Here is a 15429-nt window from a genome sequence, read left to right on the forward strand (position 1 = left end):
TATATTTAAAGACCGAATAACTCTGCCACCTTCGTTTCATAAGGTACCAATTCTTCTTTACTCGCTCCTTTCTCACGAAGTTTTGTAAGAAGTTCCATATATAATTCAACTTTTTCGTCACTTAAGAAGTCGATTTTTCGATCATCAAATGGCACATGGATGATTTGTACACCGGATTGCTCTAGAAGCTCTACTGCATATTGGTTATTTTTATAATCCTGTGCATAGTAAAGACGAGAAACTCCAGCCTGAATGATAGATTTCGTACAAGGTAAGCAAGGAAAATGAGTAACATATAAATCTGCCCCATTCACCGAAATACCATACTTAGAACATTGCAAAAGAGCATTCATCTCAGCATGAATAGTCCGAACACAATGATTGTCGACTACATAACAACCGTGATCGATACAATGGTCTCCTCCGGAGATTGACCCATTATAGCCTCCAGCCATAATTCGACGATCTCGAACAATTGTTGCTCCTACTCCTAACCGTGTACATGTACTTCTTAAAGCAAGTAAATGGCTTTGTGCCATGAAAAATTGGTCCCATGTTATACGCTCCATATAACTACCTCCTAAATAATAATACTTCCTTTAGTTTAGTAGTTTGTCCAATCACACGTCAACAACACAAATTTTTACTTTATAGTTATTAAAGACTCTAACTTTTCAAACGTTTTAGTACCAATACCTGTTACTTTCATTAAATCTGCGGTTTCTTTAAAGATTCCTTGTTCATTTCGATAAGCTATAATCGATTCTGCTTTTGCTGGTCCTATACCTGGTAACGTAGTGAGTAAAGCTATATCTGCTGTATTAATGTTTACAAGGTTAGAGGATTCACCAGAAGAACTCAAGAGAGATTCTACTTCTTCGCCTTCTACCGGAACATAGATAACCATCTCGTCTTCTACTTTTTGCGCATGATTAATACCTTTGCTATCACTTGTTGGCAAATAACCTCCTGCAAGCTCAATTGCATTTAATACGCGATCCTCAGGTGCTAGTTCATATACACCAGGCATATTGACTGCTCCTTTTACTTCGACAAATATTCGATTGTCCTCTAAGAATTCAATGGGTGATTCTTGTGGTTGAATTGCTTCATTTATAGGGATAGGTTGAATTGAATCCGCTGTGGAATTAGCGGAGTTAAAGTGGGATTGAATGATAAAAAAAAGGAATGCTAATGCAACTGAAGTTGGGAGCAACAGTTTTTTCTTGTTTTTCTGAAAAATAGAAAGTACCAGAAATATCATCCTCTCATAGGAAGAGGTAAATTATATGGAGTTACCCAAACTATACTAAATTTACCTCTTAAATGAAAGACTTATTTTACAGCGTGGATAAAGAATCTTTCAATCTCATCTTGAGATTGTTCTCCAAATATAGAAGTGGAGTTAGAAATGGAAGAAAAACCAATTTCTTTTAATAGATTTATATATGTTTCAACTGGAAATGTTCGTTGGTAATGTGACTCTTCAAATCGTTCGTAATAACCAGCCTCGTCACGAACAAAAAATGTAATATCATGATAAATAGAATGGCTCTCTTCGCCTATTTCAGTATTCCAAATATATGCCACTTGCTCATCCTCATATGTAAATGGGCCATTCGGATATATTTCATCCATTTTGAATAGTGAATGAACATCGAAAAATAGTTGTCCACCCTCTACCAAGGAGTGGTAAATATGTTGAAAAGTTTGTTTCACTTCATCCAGTTTCTCTAAATAATTTATAGAATCAATAGCGATCACTGCAACATCTATACCTTCGAAACCATCCATTTCAGACATAGACTGACAAATAAACGAGACTTGGACATTATTATCCAAACTACGATTTTGAGCAACTGTAAGCATCGATTCTGACAAATCTACACCTATTACATCATATCCTGCTTTTGCAAATTGGACGCTTAATACTCCTGTACCACATCCAATATCAACCAGTTTTTTCCCTGCAGAATGGGGTGCTTTTGTTTGCACCCATTCCGCATACTTTGCATAAGGTATATCTGACATCAAACGATCATATATAAATGCAAACTGATCGTACATAGCCATTATGCATCAAGCCCTACTTCAATCAATGGTGCATCTCCCCAAAGACGCTCTAAATTGTAATAAGTACGCTCATCTTTATGGAACACATGGGCAACAACGTCTCCCATATCAACTAAAATCCAACGTGCTTCATCAAAACCTTCTAAACGTTTTACATTAAACCCAGCTACAGCTGCTTGTTCTGAAAGTTCTTTTGCAATTGCTTGGACTTGACGATCAGAACTTGCGTGGCAAATCAAAAAATAATCTGCAAGCAAAGATATTCCTTGCATATTCAGTACGACAATATCATCTGCACGTTTGTCGTCTGCTGCTTTATAAGCTATTTCTAGTAATTTTGAAGAATTCATTCCTTCACTTTTCCTTTCTATTTAACAAATCATTGTAACAATGAAATGAATCCGGATAAACCGGTTGTTTTTTTTCAATTAAAAATTTTATACTATGTGTCACACAACTGATCATGGCATGATCTAATTCAATTTCTGCCTTATCACGTAAGACTTCAATGCCTGGGAAACTTCGACTTGGTTCAATCATATCTGCAATATAAATAATTTTTTCCAAATTGGACATACCTGCTCTACCCGTAGTATGAAAGCGTATAGCATGAAGTATGTCTTCGTCTTCAATAAAAAATTCTTTTTTTGCTACGATACTTCCAACAGGACCATGCCATAGTTCATGATGAAAAGTTAGTAGCATCGGGTCCAGATGTTCAGATAAGATATTCTGTTTCAACCAATCTTTATCCGCAAATTTTACTACGTCGTGTAAGATCCCAGCTATTTCTGCTTTTTCTTTATCTTCCCCGTATTTCTCTGCTAAATGTATTGCCGTTTTAGCTACACCTTTTGTATGTTCAAAACGTTTAGGAGGCATACGATCTCTAATCTTTTCTAGTAGATCAACGTGCTTCATATAACTTCTCCTTTTGAATGAAATCTTTAACAGATTCTGGAAGGAGAAACTTCGTTGTTTTTCTATTCTGTAGACGATTCCGTACAATCGTGGAAGATAATTCGATTTGTGGGATATCCAATTTAATAATAGGATATGCAGTTTCAAATGTAGTATTTGGTCTAGGTACTCCTACAATTTGCACTTTTTTTACTAACTCTTCTACACGGTGCCATTTCGGTAAATATTCAACTTGATCTCCACCAATAATGAAAAAGAATGTAGTCGATGGCTCCCTTTCTTGCAAAAGCTCCATTGTATCAAACGTATAGGAAGTACCACCACGTTCTAATTCAATTGTTTCTACATTCATTTTTGGCATATCCTTTATTGCTAGTTTTACCATCTTCAGTCGATTAGCTTCTGAAACGTGTTCATCTTTCTTTTTATGTGGTGGGGTAGCATTTGGCATGAAACGTATTTCATCTAAGTTCAACGCATGTAACACTTCGTTCGCAATGATTAAATGACCCATATGTGGAGGATTAAAGGTACCACCTAAAATTCCTACTTTTTTACTCATGCACGACTCGCTTTTGGAAGCTCGATTCGCTTATTGTTCTTAGAAGGTTTGTATAATACAACTGTTAAGCCGATTAATTGCACTAATTCTGCTTTTGCACCTTTTGCTAGTGCTTCTGCTACTTCATGCTTTTCGTCTTCACAGTTTTGTAAAATACTAATTTTAATCAATTCGCGAACTTCTAGTGCTTCCCCGATTTGTTTTATCATTGCATCATTTACTCCGCCTTTTCCCACTTGGAAAATAGGTGATAAATGGTGTGCTTCACTTCGTAAAAATCTTTTTTGTTTACCTGTTAACATAATTTCCTCCTAAATTTTCTGTTAAACGATCTATCATATCTTCTGACTTTGGATATACACCATTCCAATAAGAGAACGCGATTGCTCCCTGATGTACGAGCATTCCTAACCCATTAATAGTTCTAGCGTTATATTTTGTTGCTTCCTCTAAAAAAGGAGTAACTAAAGGATTATATACAATATCCGCAACAATTGCATGCTGTTTTAATTTATTTAGTTGTATTGGTAATGTATTTGCTTGATTTTTCATCCCTTGCGGAGTTGTTTGTACAACTATATCAAATGAATTCAATTGTGCTTCCGCTTCGTTTAAGGTGATGAAATGACCAATTTGTAAGTCATGGATCATTTTTTCTGCATTCTTAGCTGTTCTGTTCGCTATTGTAATATTAGTAAATCCACCTTGTTTAAATGCATTTACAATACCTCTAGCAGCCCCTCCAGCACCAATAATTAAAATGTTGTCCTCCAAATTAATGGGACCAAGTGATTTAATAAATCCAAAACCATCTGTATTATAACCAATAAATCGATTATCTTTTGTTTTCACTACAGTGTTAACCGCTCCTATACCCTTTGCAGATTCATCAATATCATCTAGAAATGGAATAATCGCTTCCTTATAAGGAACTGTCACATTCCATCCACTACAACCAAGAAGCTTTAGCCCCATTATTGCTTCTTCTAAGTTGTCTTCTTCGACATGAATAGGTATATAAGAAGCGTCTATCTCCAGCTCACTAAGCCATTTTTCATGCATAAATGGGGATAGAGAGTGAGAAATAGGATTCCCTATAACTGCAAACCATTTTTTCATTGTGTTTACACTCCTAAATAAGCGATGGACGGATTGAAACTTCTACACCAGCTGGAGCATGGGCAGCTACAATAGCGTCGCCATGTTGTACCGTTATCCATCCTAAACCAGAAAAAACAATATCTGTTTTCGCATCCTTAATTTTAAATTCATGTCTTACCAATGGAGGTAGCTTGTCCGCAAATTGCTCGGATGGAGGAGACAATAACTTTCCTTTATGCTCTTTATATAAATTATCTGCATTTTCCAATTTTGTGCGATGTATCGGAATATCATTCGCAATATGACATGTAAAAGCAGATCTATCACCCTTAATAAAATCAAAGCGAGATAAGCCACCTAAAAATAATGTTTGTTCACTATTCAGTTGGAATACTTTCGGTTTTATTTCTTTCTTAGGAGTAATAAATTTGAGTTCAGTCGGATCTAAATAATGCGCCATCTGGTGGTGATTAATAATCCCCGGCGTATCAAATAAAGCTTTTGAATCGTCTAAAGGAATCTCAATCATATCCAGTGTAGTCCCAGGAAAATGAGAAGTTGTAATAACTGCATCTTCTCCTGTTGCATGTTTAATGATTCTGTTTATAAAGGTTGACTTCCCAACATTTGTACAACCGACAACATACACATTTTCCCCTTTACGGTAATGTTCAATTGCTTCGATTGCTTCGGTCATTCCAGTCCCTTTATGCGCACTAACAAAAAGAACATCGATTGGAGAAAGTCCCAACTTCTTCGATTCTTGCTTCATCCAATTTATCACTTTATTTTTCTTTACTGATTTAGGTAGCAAATCAGCTTTGTTTGCTATTAATAGAATTGGATTATTTCCTACAAAGCGATGTAATCCTGGAAGCCAGCTACCATTAAAATCAAATATGTCTACTATTTTAACGATTAATCCTTTTTGTTTACCTAGACCATTTAATATTCTTAAAAAATCATCATCCGTCAAAGAAACTGGCTGTAATTCATTGTAGTTTTTTAGACGAAAACAACGCTGACAAATGATAAAATCTTTTTCTAACGAAGATGCAGGTGCATAACCAGGATCCCCAATGTTTTCTGTTTGAATAGTTGTACCACAACCGATACATTTTGGTGTTTCTGTCACTCTTCTTCCTCCCATGTAACTTGTCCTTTTTTATCCAAATAACGAAAAATTCTTCGTTCCACTAAACGGTTAAATTTCGTAAAGAAACCATCCGATTTTGCTACAGGAATAACTAATATAGTATGTAGCTTTTGTTTGTTTCCACCAAACACGTCCGTTAATAGTTGATCGCCTATAACTACTACTTCTTCTTTTTTTACAGACATTATTTTCAATGCTTGCTGAAAAGCTTTCCCAAATGGTTTTCTTGCTTTATATATAAAGGGAATTCCAAGTGGATCCGCGAAAGATTGAACTCGCATCTCATTATTATTAGATACAATTGTCACTTGAATACCAGCAGCCTTCATGCTTGCAAACCATTCAATTAGTTTAGGTGTAGCATCTGGACGATCCCATTCTACTAATGTGTTATCTAAATCTGTAATTATGCCTCTAATACCCTTTTCCTTTAGCAACTCAGGCTTAATATGGAAGACGCTTCTTACAAATTCACTCGGTATAAAATTTTGATACAACTAAGAACACTCCAATTCGATGCATTTTCTTTATCGATTATAGCATATTTGCTACTAACTCACCCATTCGTATAAAATGACCTTCACGAATCGTCGTTGCAAATTCAATACTTTCTTCTGAAAAGAACATTACAACCGTAGAACCAAAAGAAAAATATCCCACTTCTTCTCCCTTTGACCATTCTTTAGTTTTATTTGTCAATTCAATTGAATTCACAAACATAGCCCCTACTTTAATAAAAAAACATTTTTTATTATTTGGCATTTCTAACTCAGTTAGTAAACGATAGTTTCCGCTAATTGTATTTTTGCCATACATAAGTCCCCACTTGTTTACTGGGTATGATTTTTTTCCAAGAACATACTGGCGAAGTACTTTCCCATTTACAGGCGCATGGATACGATGATATTCAGCCGGACTCAAATATAATACAATATATTTTCCATTCACATACTCTTCTGCTATTTTCTCTGTTCCTAACATATTGTGAAGAGAATAAGTTTTTCCTTTAACATGGAATACTCCATCAGCTGTTATATCTCCAATTTTTTCTACTGTAGCGTCAACAGGGCTTATAATCGCATTTTCAGAGCTCATGATAGGTCTAGATTCATCCTTCACATGACGAATAAAAAAATCATGTAATGAAGAAAAATCATCCATCTTACTAGTTATTTCTTGAATTGATATATCAAAATATTTAATATAAGATGGTATGAGCCTTTTACTAAGTTTGGATTGGGCAAACCCTTTAAGGATGACCGAAGACCATTTTCCATTTGTTAACTCAATCAACGATTGGTATATTTTCTCTTTCATTTTTGTCTCCCTTTGAAAAACTCTTACAATTTTTTCTTATCCGAAGTATAATGAACAAATATATTATTTGTAAAGGAGTGATTTGCAATGTATTTACAAGACGTTATGACAAATACAGTAAAAAAATTGAAATCACATGCAGCAAACATGATTACCATTGGTAATCTTGCTTTTGGTGGAGCAGCAATTATGGCAACAATGAATGAACTATACACATATAGTGTTTTATTTATATTTGTAGCCGGTTTATTGGATCGGTTTGATGGTATGGTAGCAAGAAAACTTCAACTTGAATCTGAATTAGGCAGGCAGTTGGATTCAATGAGTGATATTATATCTTTTGGAGTCGCTCCAGCACTTCTCATTTATTCATTGGTTTTACAGGAATTTAGTGTTGTTGGAATGGTTATTACAGTTATTTATATAGCATGTGGTGCTTTTAGATTAGCACGCTTTAATATTTCAGAATCCAACGGATATTTTACAGGGCTTCCAATAACAGTAGCAGGAGTAATTCTAACTTTGTCCTATTTTGCTATTAATTATATCCCTTCCGTCTCTTATATGTTTTTATTTATCATTCTAGCATTATTAATGATTAGCACTTTTACTTTAAGAAAAGTATGAAATTAAGCGCCTGCATTTGCAGTCGTTTTTTTTTATGTTCATACAATGAGCACCTATTGTGTGATAGAGACATGCTATGGCATATCTTTTCATATTTTGGCTTAATTCGACATATACTAAACTTATCAACAGATGGAGGTGAACACTATCTCTGGTCTTTTCACTGCTTTTATAAGCATGGTCGTTGAACTTCCTCTAGTTCTCGGTTATCTAAAAGGTCAGGCATTCCATCAACCATTCACACCTGAAGAAGAAAAAGTGATGATAGAACGATTTTTAGCAGGAGATCTATCTGCTAGAGATGAACTAATAGAACGAAACATGCGATTAGTCGCACACGTCGTAAAAAAATTCCACCCAAAACATGAGCTTTTAGATGATTATATTTCAATTGGAACTATTGGGTTGATGAAGGCAGTAAATAGCTATACACCAACAAAAAAAACAAAGCTAGCCACTTATGCGGCTAGATGCATTGAAAATGAAATTCTTATGTATTTACGTTCCTTAAAAAAAGTTCAGAAAGATGTGTCCTTACATGAACCGATTGGTATGGATAAAGACGGACATTCTCTTGAAATTACCGATTTACTACAAGGAATAGAAAAAAGCACAGATGAACAACTTGTTGATCAGGAAGACATGAGTCGACTTTACAAGCATCTAGGCAATTTGGAGAAAAGAGAGTTAGAAATAATTGTTCGACGTTACGGATTATTAGGTCATCTTCCAATGACACAAAAAGAAATTTCAAAACAATTAAAAATTTCTAGGAGTTACGTTTCTCGAATAGAAAAACGTGCACTAGTCAAACTATATCAGTCCTATATCCATGAAAAAAACTCTCTTGATGCTACTAACACCAAAAGAGCTTAGAGGATTAATCTTCGCTAGTCTCCGAAATCATAATAAAACTTAAAACTGCAGTAATCAAAATAGACATGGCCATCAGAAAAATCATATTATCTCCTCCTAATGCATAATGAAATCGTTTATTATGCTTTCATCATACCATAAGAATAAGTAAATATAACCAATTTTTTCATTTATAAGTTGTCAATTTCATGAAGTTTTAAAGTTTTTCAATAACATTCAAAACTATTTCTGTCGAATGTTTTGCTGCTACCGGTAAAAATTCGTCAAAACTAATAGAAGACTCTTTTCCTGCAATATCAGATAAAGCACGGATAACCACGAATGGAACATTGAATTGGTGACATACTTGAGCAACAGCCGCTGCTTCCATTTCACAGGCCTTCATTTGAGGGAAATTCTGACGAACAATCTCAACCTTTTCAGGGTTGTGCATAAAAATATCACCAGTTGCTATTAATCCAGTCGCTGCTTGATGTTCACCAATCTCTTTTACAGCTTCTTCTGCTAGTTGCATTAGGTGAGTATCAGCCTTAAATGCCGGTGGAAGCTGAGGAACCTGACCAATTTCATAACCAAAAGCAGTAACATCTACATCATGATGACGTACTTCATTAGAAATCACAATAGCTCCAACTTCTAAATCGGGATCATACCCTCCTGCAGAACCAGTATTAATCACATAATCCGGTTTAAATTGGTTTAATAAGATCGTAGTGGTCATTGCTGCATTCACTTTTCCAATTCCACTTTTCAATAAAATTACTTCTCGATCTTTATACGTACCAACCGTAAACTCACTATTTGCAATAATCTCCGTTTGAGCATTTTCTATTTCATTTCTTAATAATTCTACTTCCTGTTCCATTGCACCTATTATAGCTATTTTCATTTTATTTTCCACCTCTCTAAAAAAGCACTTATTTAAAAATAAGTTAAGACGCCTCTTACGTCAAGAGGCGTCTTAAGTCTGTTAACGAACCCTCTACTCAAATGTCAAGCGTTTTCATGTCGGTCTGAAGTGTTTCCTTAGAGTATGTGAACGACAAGTTGTTCACATACTTGACTATTATTTTAGACCCGCTAATTTCCGGTTCAAGCGGACGCGTTCCGCCGGCATGGCTTCAGCCGCTTCCCTTGCTCCTGCGCAAAGCTCGTCGCAAAAAACAATGCTCCTGCGCAAAGCTCGTCGCAAAAAACAATGCTCCTGCGCAAGCTCGTCGCAAAAATATAATTTCGCTACGCTCAGTCCAGGGTCTTCACCTCATGCACCTGACGCTTCGCTTTCGGTGCAGAAAACATTTGCTATTCCGGCTGGAGTCGCCGCCTGAAACGAAAATCAACTATTATACGCTTTTCAATTAGAAAACCATCTTGCCATTAATAGTACAAGTTTTATTGTTTTATCACTTAAATTTTTTCAATTAGTAAGTTAGAAAATCGTTGAAATAGGCGACACTCCTGCGGGAATAGCGTTTGCCGAAGACCCCGCAGTTGAGGGGAAGGCAATCTAAGTTCGCCGCATCCAGCGGCAACGATTGCATGACCAACATCGTGTTGGCCTAGGAGGCTAAGGCAACGCCCGCGGAAAGGAAGCCGTTTCAAACGATTTTCTAATTTATCGGACGACATAAATAGTAAAGTGAAATTCTATAGACTTTCTTAGCGTAGCGACGAAGCGGGCGGTCAGCTTCAGAAAACCTGAATAATCCTATATAAAAACATATTTAAGTTTTTCTACAGTCTCAACGCCTCTTAAGAGGCGTTTTCTAGTGACTTAAGAATTTCTTTTTTAGTTGGTTTCCAGCCTTCCCCATCGATCCATTCCAATGAAATTCGATAGATTTCGTTACCATCCTTTGAAGTTACAGTACCGATAGATTTTTGAGGACTACCGCCATTACCTAAAAACTTCACATACATATTAGAAGGGTCCAAACCCGCTCCATACGATAAAGCTTGAACTTTCTCTGCCCAATCTACTGACTTGGTATCATAGCTTGACGTGTGTGCACCTGTTTGTGAAGTACCAATAGGTTTCCAGCTTGGATCAATTATTACACTTTCGACATTCGGATCGTTAGAAGCCTCTGTTATGACTTCTGTATTTTCTTCTGTATTGGTTTCTTCATTCTCTTCTGATTGTGTCTCTTCATTTGATTTGGATTTATCTTCCGTTTCTTCGGTCTCTGTTGTATTATTTTGGTCAGTTTCTGTTTCGTTCTCGTCTTCTACCGTTGACCCGGTTTCTTCATCATTCATCGTTTCTTCAGATACTTCAGTATTTTTTTCTTCCTTCGTTGTATCCGTGTCATCACTTACTATGTTTACAACGACTACGATGATTAAAAGCAAGACAATACCTATTAATATATTTAAAATTCTATTAGCTTTTTTCTTTCTATTTAATCTAGAGTTCGCTCTTCTATTGTTCTCTGACATCTTATCTCACCTCTATAGATTATTATAGTTGTATTAGACGCTAAAAAACTCGATTAGTTTCGATTAAATTAAATAAGAGGTAAACAAATTTGTTTACCTCCTCTAATCTCAACCAAATGTAAGCGTTTTATAACCTCTTTAGATTGAATAAACTATTTCATATTAAGAAATTGAGATAATTTCTACGTCCATTTCTCCACCTGGAGTTACAATTTTAACTTTATCTCCAGTTGATTTACCAAGTAGTCCTTTTGCAATTGGAGAATCATTTGAAATAAGTCCTTCTAGAGGATCTGCTTCAGCTGAACCTACGATTGTATAAGTTTCCTCATCGCCATCAGGAATTTCAATAAATGTTACTGTTTTCCCTAGCGTTACAACGTCATTATTTTGTTCTTCTTCAATAATTACTGCATTTCTGATCATTGATTCGATTGTTGAAATTCTTCCTTCCACAAACGCTTGATCTTCTTTTGCAGAATCATACTCAGAGTTCTCCGATAAATCACCAAAACTTCTGGCAATTTTAATACGTTCTACTACTTCTTTACGTTTAACCGTTTTTAATAGTTCTAGTTCTTCTTCTAATTTCTTTTTACCAGCAACGGTCATTGGATATTGTTTCTCTGTTGACACTCCCATACACTCCTTTAAATACACACTTAAAACATTTTCATGTACCATTCATATGTTGAGATTTATAATGATATGAATTTCATGAAATAATTGTCAATCCACAATCATCATATTATACAATAACATCTGTTTCAAGAATAGTTTTTATTTTTGTAACCATTAAATCAATTGCAACTTCATTTTGTCCGCCTTCAGGAATAATTACATCCGCGTATCTTTTTGTCGGTTCGATAAACTGATTATGCATAGGACGGACAACGTTAATATATTGCTCTACTACAGAATCAACCGTACGACCTCTTTCGTTTATATCCCGAAGTATTCGACGGATTATTCGTAAATCCGAGTCAGTATCAACGAACAATTTAATATCCATTAAATCTCGAAGACGCTCATCTTCTAATACTAATATTCCTTCTAGAATTATTACATCTTTAGGCTCGATTGTAATTGTTTTTGTAGATCGAGTATGTTGTGCATAATCATACACTGGCTTTTCTATTGCTTTATTATTCAATAAATTACTCACATGTTCAATAAGTAAATCATTATCAAATGCTAAAGGATGATCATAATTGGTGTTCAATCGCTCTTCAAACTTTAAATGACTTTGATCTTTATAATAATAATCTTGCTCGATTACTACTACTGAATGATCTTTAAATACTTCACTAATCGCGTTAGTAACACTTGTTTTACCAGAACCTGATCCACCAGCAATCCCAATAATAAGAGGGGTTCTATTAGACATTATTTCATCCCTTTTCTCATCATATTATTTGGATATAATTTTATAGGACATGTAAATTGAACAACTTCTAAAGGATGTCGTGCAGCATCCAATACTTGTCCTTTACTATTTTTTATCTCACCTATAACAATACGAACATTTTCAATTTCTGGTCCGAAAAACTCTACTTCCTCGCCAGACTTGAAATAATTACGCTGTTGTAGTGTTACCATTTGCGTTTCATCGTTATAATCTAAAACTAGTCCTACAAAATCAAATCCTAATTTTTTATCGTGTACCCCATACATCTGTTGTTTAAAACCAGGCTCTCCTTCAAAGAATGCTGTATCCGTTTCTCGATTAGCACACTTTTCAAGTTCTTCTAACCATTCTTGCTTCATTTGGAAGTTTTCAGGATCAGCACAATAAGCATCAATCACTTTTCTGTACACACTAACGACTGTTGCTATATAGTGTATGGATTTCATGCGTCCTTCAATTTTTAATGAATCAATCCCCATCTCAATCATTCTAGGAATAGATTCAACAAGCTTTAAATCCTTCGGACTCATAGCAAAAGGAACGTCATTATCGTTAAACAAAGCCTGTTCTTCACCATTTTCCTGTGCATATAAATCATAATCCCAACGACAGGATTGACAACAACCCCCTCGGTTAGAATCTCGAGCAGTCATATGATTAGAAAGGGTACATCTTCCGCTATAGGCAATACACATGGCTCCGTGGATAAATGTTTCAATTTCAATATCCACCTTTTCTTTCATCAACTGAATTTCATCACCACTTGTTTCACGGGCAAGCACAACGCGATTTAATCCTTCTTCCTTCCAATATTGGACTGCTTTCCAGTTAGATAAAGATTGTTGAGTACTTAAATGTAGTTCTAATTTTGGAGCATTCTTTCTACAGGTTTCAATTATGAGCGGATCCGCCACAATGATACCAGTTACACCTGCTGCTTCCACTGCTTGTAAATATTCTACTAAGCCATCCATGTTTTCATTATGAGCAAAAATATTGGTTGTCACATAGATTTTAGCCCCATATCGATTAGCAAACTCTACGCCTTCACGCATTTCCTCAATGGAAAAGTTCCCAGCATTGGAACGAAGACCAAACTCTTGACCACCTATGAATACAGCGTCTGCTCCATAATGAACAGCGATTTTCAGTTTTTCTAAGCTACCAGCAGGAGCTAATAATTCAGGTTTTTTTGTAATTACCCGTTTACCATCTATTCGGTCACTAATTTTATCTATTTTCGTAATAGTCATTTGAAACCTTCCCTTTCTTAATAAACTGTTTCCTTAAAGAAAAATCCAGTATCTAATGGTCTTAGTGCAGGTTGTATTTCCTTGATATTGTTAAACAGATCTTTTTTAATATCCTTATAGCTCGATTTTGAATTATAGTAAGCATCAATTGCTTGACGGTAGAAACTCGTAACAAGCGTTACATAAGAGGGATCATGTAATACCCCATCAATTTTTAAGCTATCAATTTCAGCATCCAAAAGTTCGTCTAATTCATCAATCATACACATATCGTTTGGACTGAAAATATGAGTTCCATTTTGATCTTCAAAAATTGGATATTTGTTCGAACGTTCCTTGTCATGTAAAAACATGTTTTTGTTCTTCGAGCGATTTTCTATTTCCATTGCTTTGTCTTGAAACAAGAAATAATTACCAAGTAGCGGCCTTTTGGATTGGAAAATGCAGGTCATACCATGTACTTGCACTTCAACTTGGACGTCAGCATTTTCTCTAATCTCAATGACTTCATCCAAACTAAGTTCTCTAGCAAGTACTGCTCTTGAAGCGCCTCGTTTTCCCCAGTAATTTGCTGTAAAGTAATTAGTTGCTGTTTGCTCTGTATTCCAATGGAGAGGTATAGTTACACCCGCTTCTCTTCTAGCAATAATAACAGCTGGATCACCAAAAACAATTGCATCTACCCCAATTTGTTGGAGTTTTTGCATGTATGGTGCAAGTAGTTCTACTTTATCATTATGAAAAAGTCCATTCATCGCTACATATATTTTTTTATTATGCGCTTTTGCCAGTTTAGTTGCAACTTCAAGATTCTTCAAATTAAATTCTCCTGCTAAACGCAAACCAAATAATTGCTCACCTACTAAAAATGCATCTGCCCCGGCCTCGATAAGATGTTTCATATGTTCGATACTTTCTGGAGTTACTAATAGCTCTGTCTTACTCATAATCTCACCTCTTAATACTTACTAGCATTCCATCTCCAACTGGAAGAAAAGCCGTGTCATAGTCTGGATGATTCAATAACCATTGTGTGAAATGGTGTTGATTGCGTACCATCGTTCTTTTTCTTCGTGGTACTTCACTCATCGGTAATTCGGACAGACCATTTAACAATAAATTATCACAATAAATAACCCCACGATCATTTAACAATGGAGCGTACTTTTCAAAAAATTTCTTATATTGACCTTTAGCTGCATCAATAAAAATAGCATCAAATTTCTGTTCTTTGAAAATTTCATTTGAAATCTCTAATGCATCCCCGATAATTACTTCGATACGATCCTGAAGCTTTCCTCGTTCAATATAATTTTTAGCTAAGTTTGCTTTATCAACGTCTCTTTCGATCGTAACAATATTTGCGGAAGTTAATTTTGTTGCAATACGCATCGAGGAATAGCCTATAGCAGTACCGAGTTCTAATAGAGTTTTTGGTTTTTGTAAAGAAAGCAAATGAATTAATGATTCCATACCTGCTAATTGCATAATAGGAACGTGATTTTCTTTTGCATATTTCTCCATCTCTAAAAAAATTTCTGCACGAGGTTTTATTAGCTCTTTCAAAAATTCTTCACTTACGTCCATAAAGTGCTACCCCTTTAGATTAAAAATTAGTTAATGATTAATTATGTAAAAAACAAAACTAATAATAACATAGCAGGAGAAGGAATGCGATATCGTTCCTTCTCCTGCC

The 15429-nt window shown here is 35.3% G+C and carries 20 protein-coding genes; 2 read left to right on the top strand and 18 right to left on the bottom strand.

Going from position 1 to position 15429, the window contains the following annotated elements:
* Positions 1-5 precede the first annotated feature (5 nt).
* The 11 genes from PGC35_RS12115 to PGC35_RS12165 form a co-directional block, all read right to left on the bottom strand.
* The gene (locus PGC35_RS12115; protein WP_053588824.1) at positions 6-569 is read right to left on the bottom strand and encodes a ComE operon protein 2; all 564 of its coding nucleotides are present in this window, start codon (positions 567-569) and stop codon (positions 6-8) included.
* A gap of 74 nt (positions 570-643) precedes the next feature.
* Positions 644-1264, bottom strand: coding sequence for a helix-hairpin-helix domain-containing protein (locus PGC35_RS12120; RefSeq protein WP_375219346.1), 621 nt, complete (start codon positions 1262-1264; stop codon positions 644-646).
* A 71-nt stretch (positions 1265-1335) separates the two neighbouring features.
* On the bottom strand, positions 1336-2073 hold the full coding sequence (locus PGC35_RS12125) for a class I SAM-dependent DNA methyltransferase (RefSeq protein ID WP_375219347.1): 738 nt from the start codon (positions 2071-2073) through the stop codon (positions 1336-1338).
* Positions 2073-2423 (bottom strand): ribosome silencing factor, encoded by a 351-nt coding sequence (gene rsfS, locus PGC35_RS12130; protein WP_053588821.1) that lies wholly within the window; start codon positions 2421-2423, stop codon positions 2073-2075. Before rsfS ends, PGC35_RS12125 begins: the two co-directional genes overlap by 1 nt.
* A 4-nt stretch (positions 2424-2427) precedes the next feature.
* Positions 2428-2994 carry a bis(5'-nucleosyl)-tetraphosphatase (symmetrical) YqeK gene (yqeK, locus tag PGC35_RS12135; protein ID WP_375219348.1) on the bottom strand — a complete coding sequence of 189 codons (567 nt, stop codon included), beginning with the start codon at positions 2992-2994 and terminating at the stop codon, positions 2428-2430.
* Positions 2981-3556, bottom strand: a complete 576-nt coding sequence (locus PGC35_RS12140; RefSeq protein WP_375219349.1) for a nicotinate-nucleotide adenylyltransferase — start codon at positions 3554-3556, stop codon at positions 2981-2983. The genes yqeK and PGC35_RS12140 overlap by 14 nt, the downstream gene beginning before the upstream one ends.
* Entirely contained in the window at positions 3553-3858 is a 306-nt protein-coding gene (gene yhbY / locus PGC35_RS12145; RefSeq protein ID WP_375219350.1) for a ribosome assembly RNA-binding protein YhbY, read from the bottom strand. Before yhbY ends, PGC35_RS12140 begins: the two co-directional genes overlap by 4 nt.
* Positions 3845-4675, bottom strand: a complete 831-nt coding sequence (aroE, locus tag PGC35_RS12150) for a shikimate dehydrogenase (RefSeq protein ID WP_375219351.1) — start codon at positions 4673-4675, stop codon at positions 3845-3847. The genes yhbY and aroE overlap by 14 nt, the downstream gene beginning before the upstream one ends.
* A 13-nt stretch (positions 4676-4688) precedes the next feature.
* Positions 4689-5792: a ribosome biogenesis GTPase YqeH gene (gene yqeH, locus PGC35_RS12155; RefSeq protein WP_053588816.1), complete on the bottom strand. Its 1104-nt coding sequence runs from the start codon at positions 5790-5792 to the stop codon at positions 4689-4691.
* Positions 5789-6310 (bottom strand): YqeG family HAD IIIA-type phosphatase, encoded by a 522-nt coding sequence (locus tag PGC35_RS12160; protein ID WP_375219352.1) that lies wholly within the window; start codon positions 6308-6310, stop codon positions 5789-5791. The genes yqeH and PGC35_RS12160 overlap by 4 nt, the downstream gene beginning before the upstream one ends.
* 37 nt (positions 6311-6347) lie before the next feature.
* Complete coding sequence (locus PGC35_RS12165) at positions 6348-7130, bottom strand: phosphatidylserine decarboxylase (RefSeq protein ID WP_375219353.1); 783 nt, start codon at positions 7128-7130, stop codon at positions 6348-6350.
* Between the two features lie 87 nt (positions 7131-7217).
* Here PGC35_RS12165 and pssA point away from each other — a divergent pair, with 87 nt between their 5' ends.
* On the top strand, positions 7218-7757 hold the full coding sequence (gene pssA, locus PGC35_RS12170) for a CDP-diacylglycerol--serine O-phosphatidyltransferase (RefSeq protein WP_053588813.1): 540 nt from the start codon (positions 7218-7220) through the stop codon (positions 7755-7757).
* A 147-nt stretch (positions 7758-7904) separates the two neighbouring features.
* A complete protein-coding gene (gene sigK, locus PGC35_RS12175) occupies positions 7905-8633 on the top strand; it encodes an RNA polymerase sporulation sigma factor SigK (RefSeq protein ID WP_053592077.1) in 729 nt (242 codons plus the stop codon).
* 196 nt (positions 8634-8829) lie between these two features.
* Here the strand turns inward: sigK and mtnN are convergent, their stop codons facing one another.
* The 7 genes from mtnN to PGC35_RS12210 form a co-directional block, all read right to left on the bottom strand.
* On the bottom strand, positions 8830-9522 hold the full coding sequence (mtnN, locus tag PGC35_RS12180; RefSeq protein ID WP_375219354.1) for a 5'-methylthioadenosine/S-adenosylhomocysteine nucleosidase: 693 nt from the start codon (positions 9520-9522) through the stop codon (positions 8830-8832).
* A gap of 863 nt (positions 9523-10385) precedes the next feature.
* Entirely contained in the window at positions 10386-11072 is a 687-nt protein-coding gene (locus PGC35_RS12185) for a YrrS family protein (RefSeq protein ID WP_375219355.1), read from the bottom strand.
* 162 nt (positions 11073-11234) lie between these two features.
* Positions 11235-11708: a transcription elongation factor GreA gene (greA, locus tag PGC35_RS12190; RefSeq protein WP_053588810.1), complete on the bottom strand. Its 474-nt coding sequence runs from the start codon at positions 11706-11708 to the stop codon at positions 11235-11237.
* Positions 11709-11820: 112 nt separating this feature from the next.
* Positions 11821-12459 carry a uridine kinase gene (gene udk, locus PGC35_RS12195; protein ID WP_053588809.1) on the bottom strand — a complete coding sequence of 213 codons (639 nt, stop codon included), beginning with the start codon at positions 12457-12459 and terminating at the stop codon, positions 11821-11823.
* Positions 12459-13733: a peptidase U32 family protein gene (locus PGC35_RS12200; RefSeq protein WP_375219356.1), complete on the bottom strand. Its 1275-nt coding sequence runs from the start codon at positions 13731-13733 to the stop codon at positions 12459-12461. The genes udk and PGC35_RS12200 overlap by 1 nt, the downstream gene beginning before the upstream one ends.
* A 17-nt stretch (positions 13734-13750) precedes the next feature.
* A complete protein-coding gene (locus tag PGC35_RS12205; RefSeq protein WP_375219357.1) occupies positions 13751-14680 on the bottom strand; it encodes a peptidase U32 family protein in 930 nt (309 codons plus the stop codon).
* 4 nt (positions 14681-14684) lie between these two features.
* Positions 14685-15320: an O-methyltransferase gene (locus PGC35_RS12210; protein WP_375219358.1), complete on the bottom strand. Its 636-nt coding sequence runs from the start codon at positions 15318-15320 to the stop codon at positions 14685-14687.
* Between the last annotated feature and the right edge of the window lie 109 nt (positions 15321-15429).

Source organism: Psychrobacillus sp. PGGUH221 (assembly GCF_042055255.1).
In the GTDB taxonomy this organism is placed as follows: domain Bacteria; phylum Bacillota; class Bacilli; order Bacillales_A; family Planococcaceae; genus Psychrobacillus.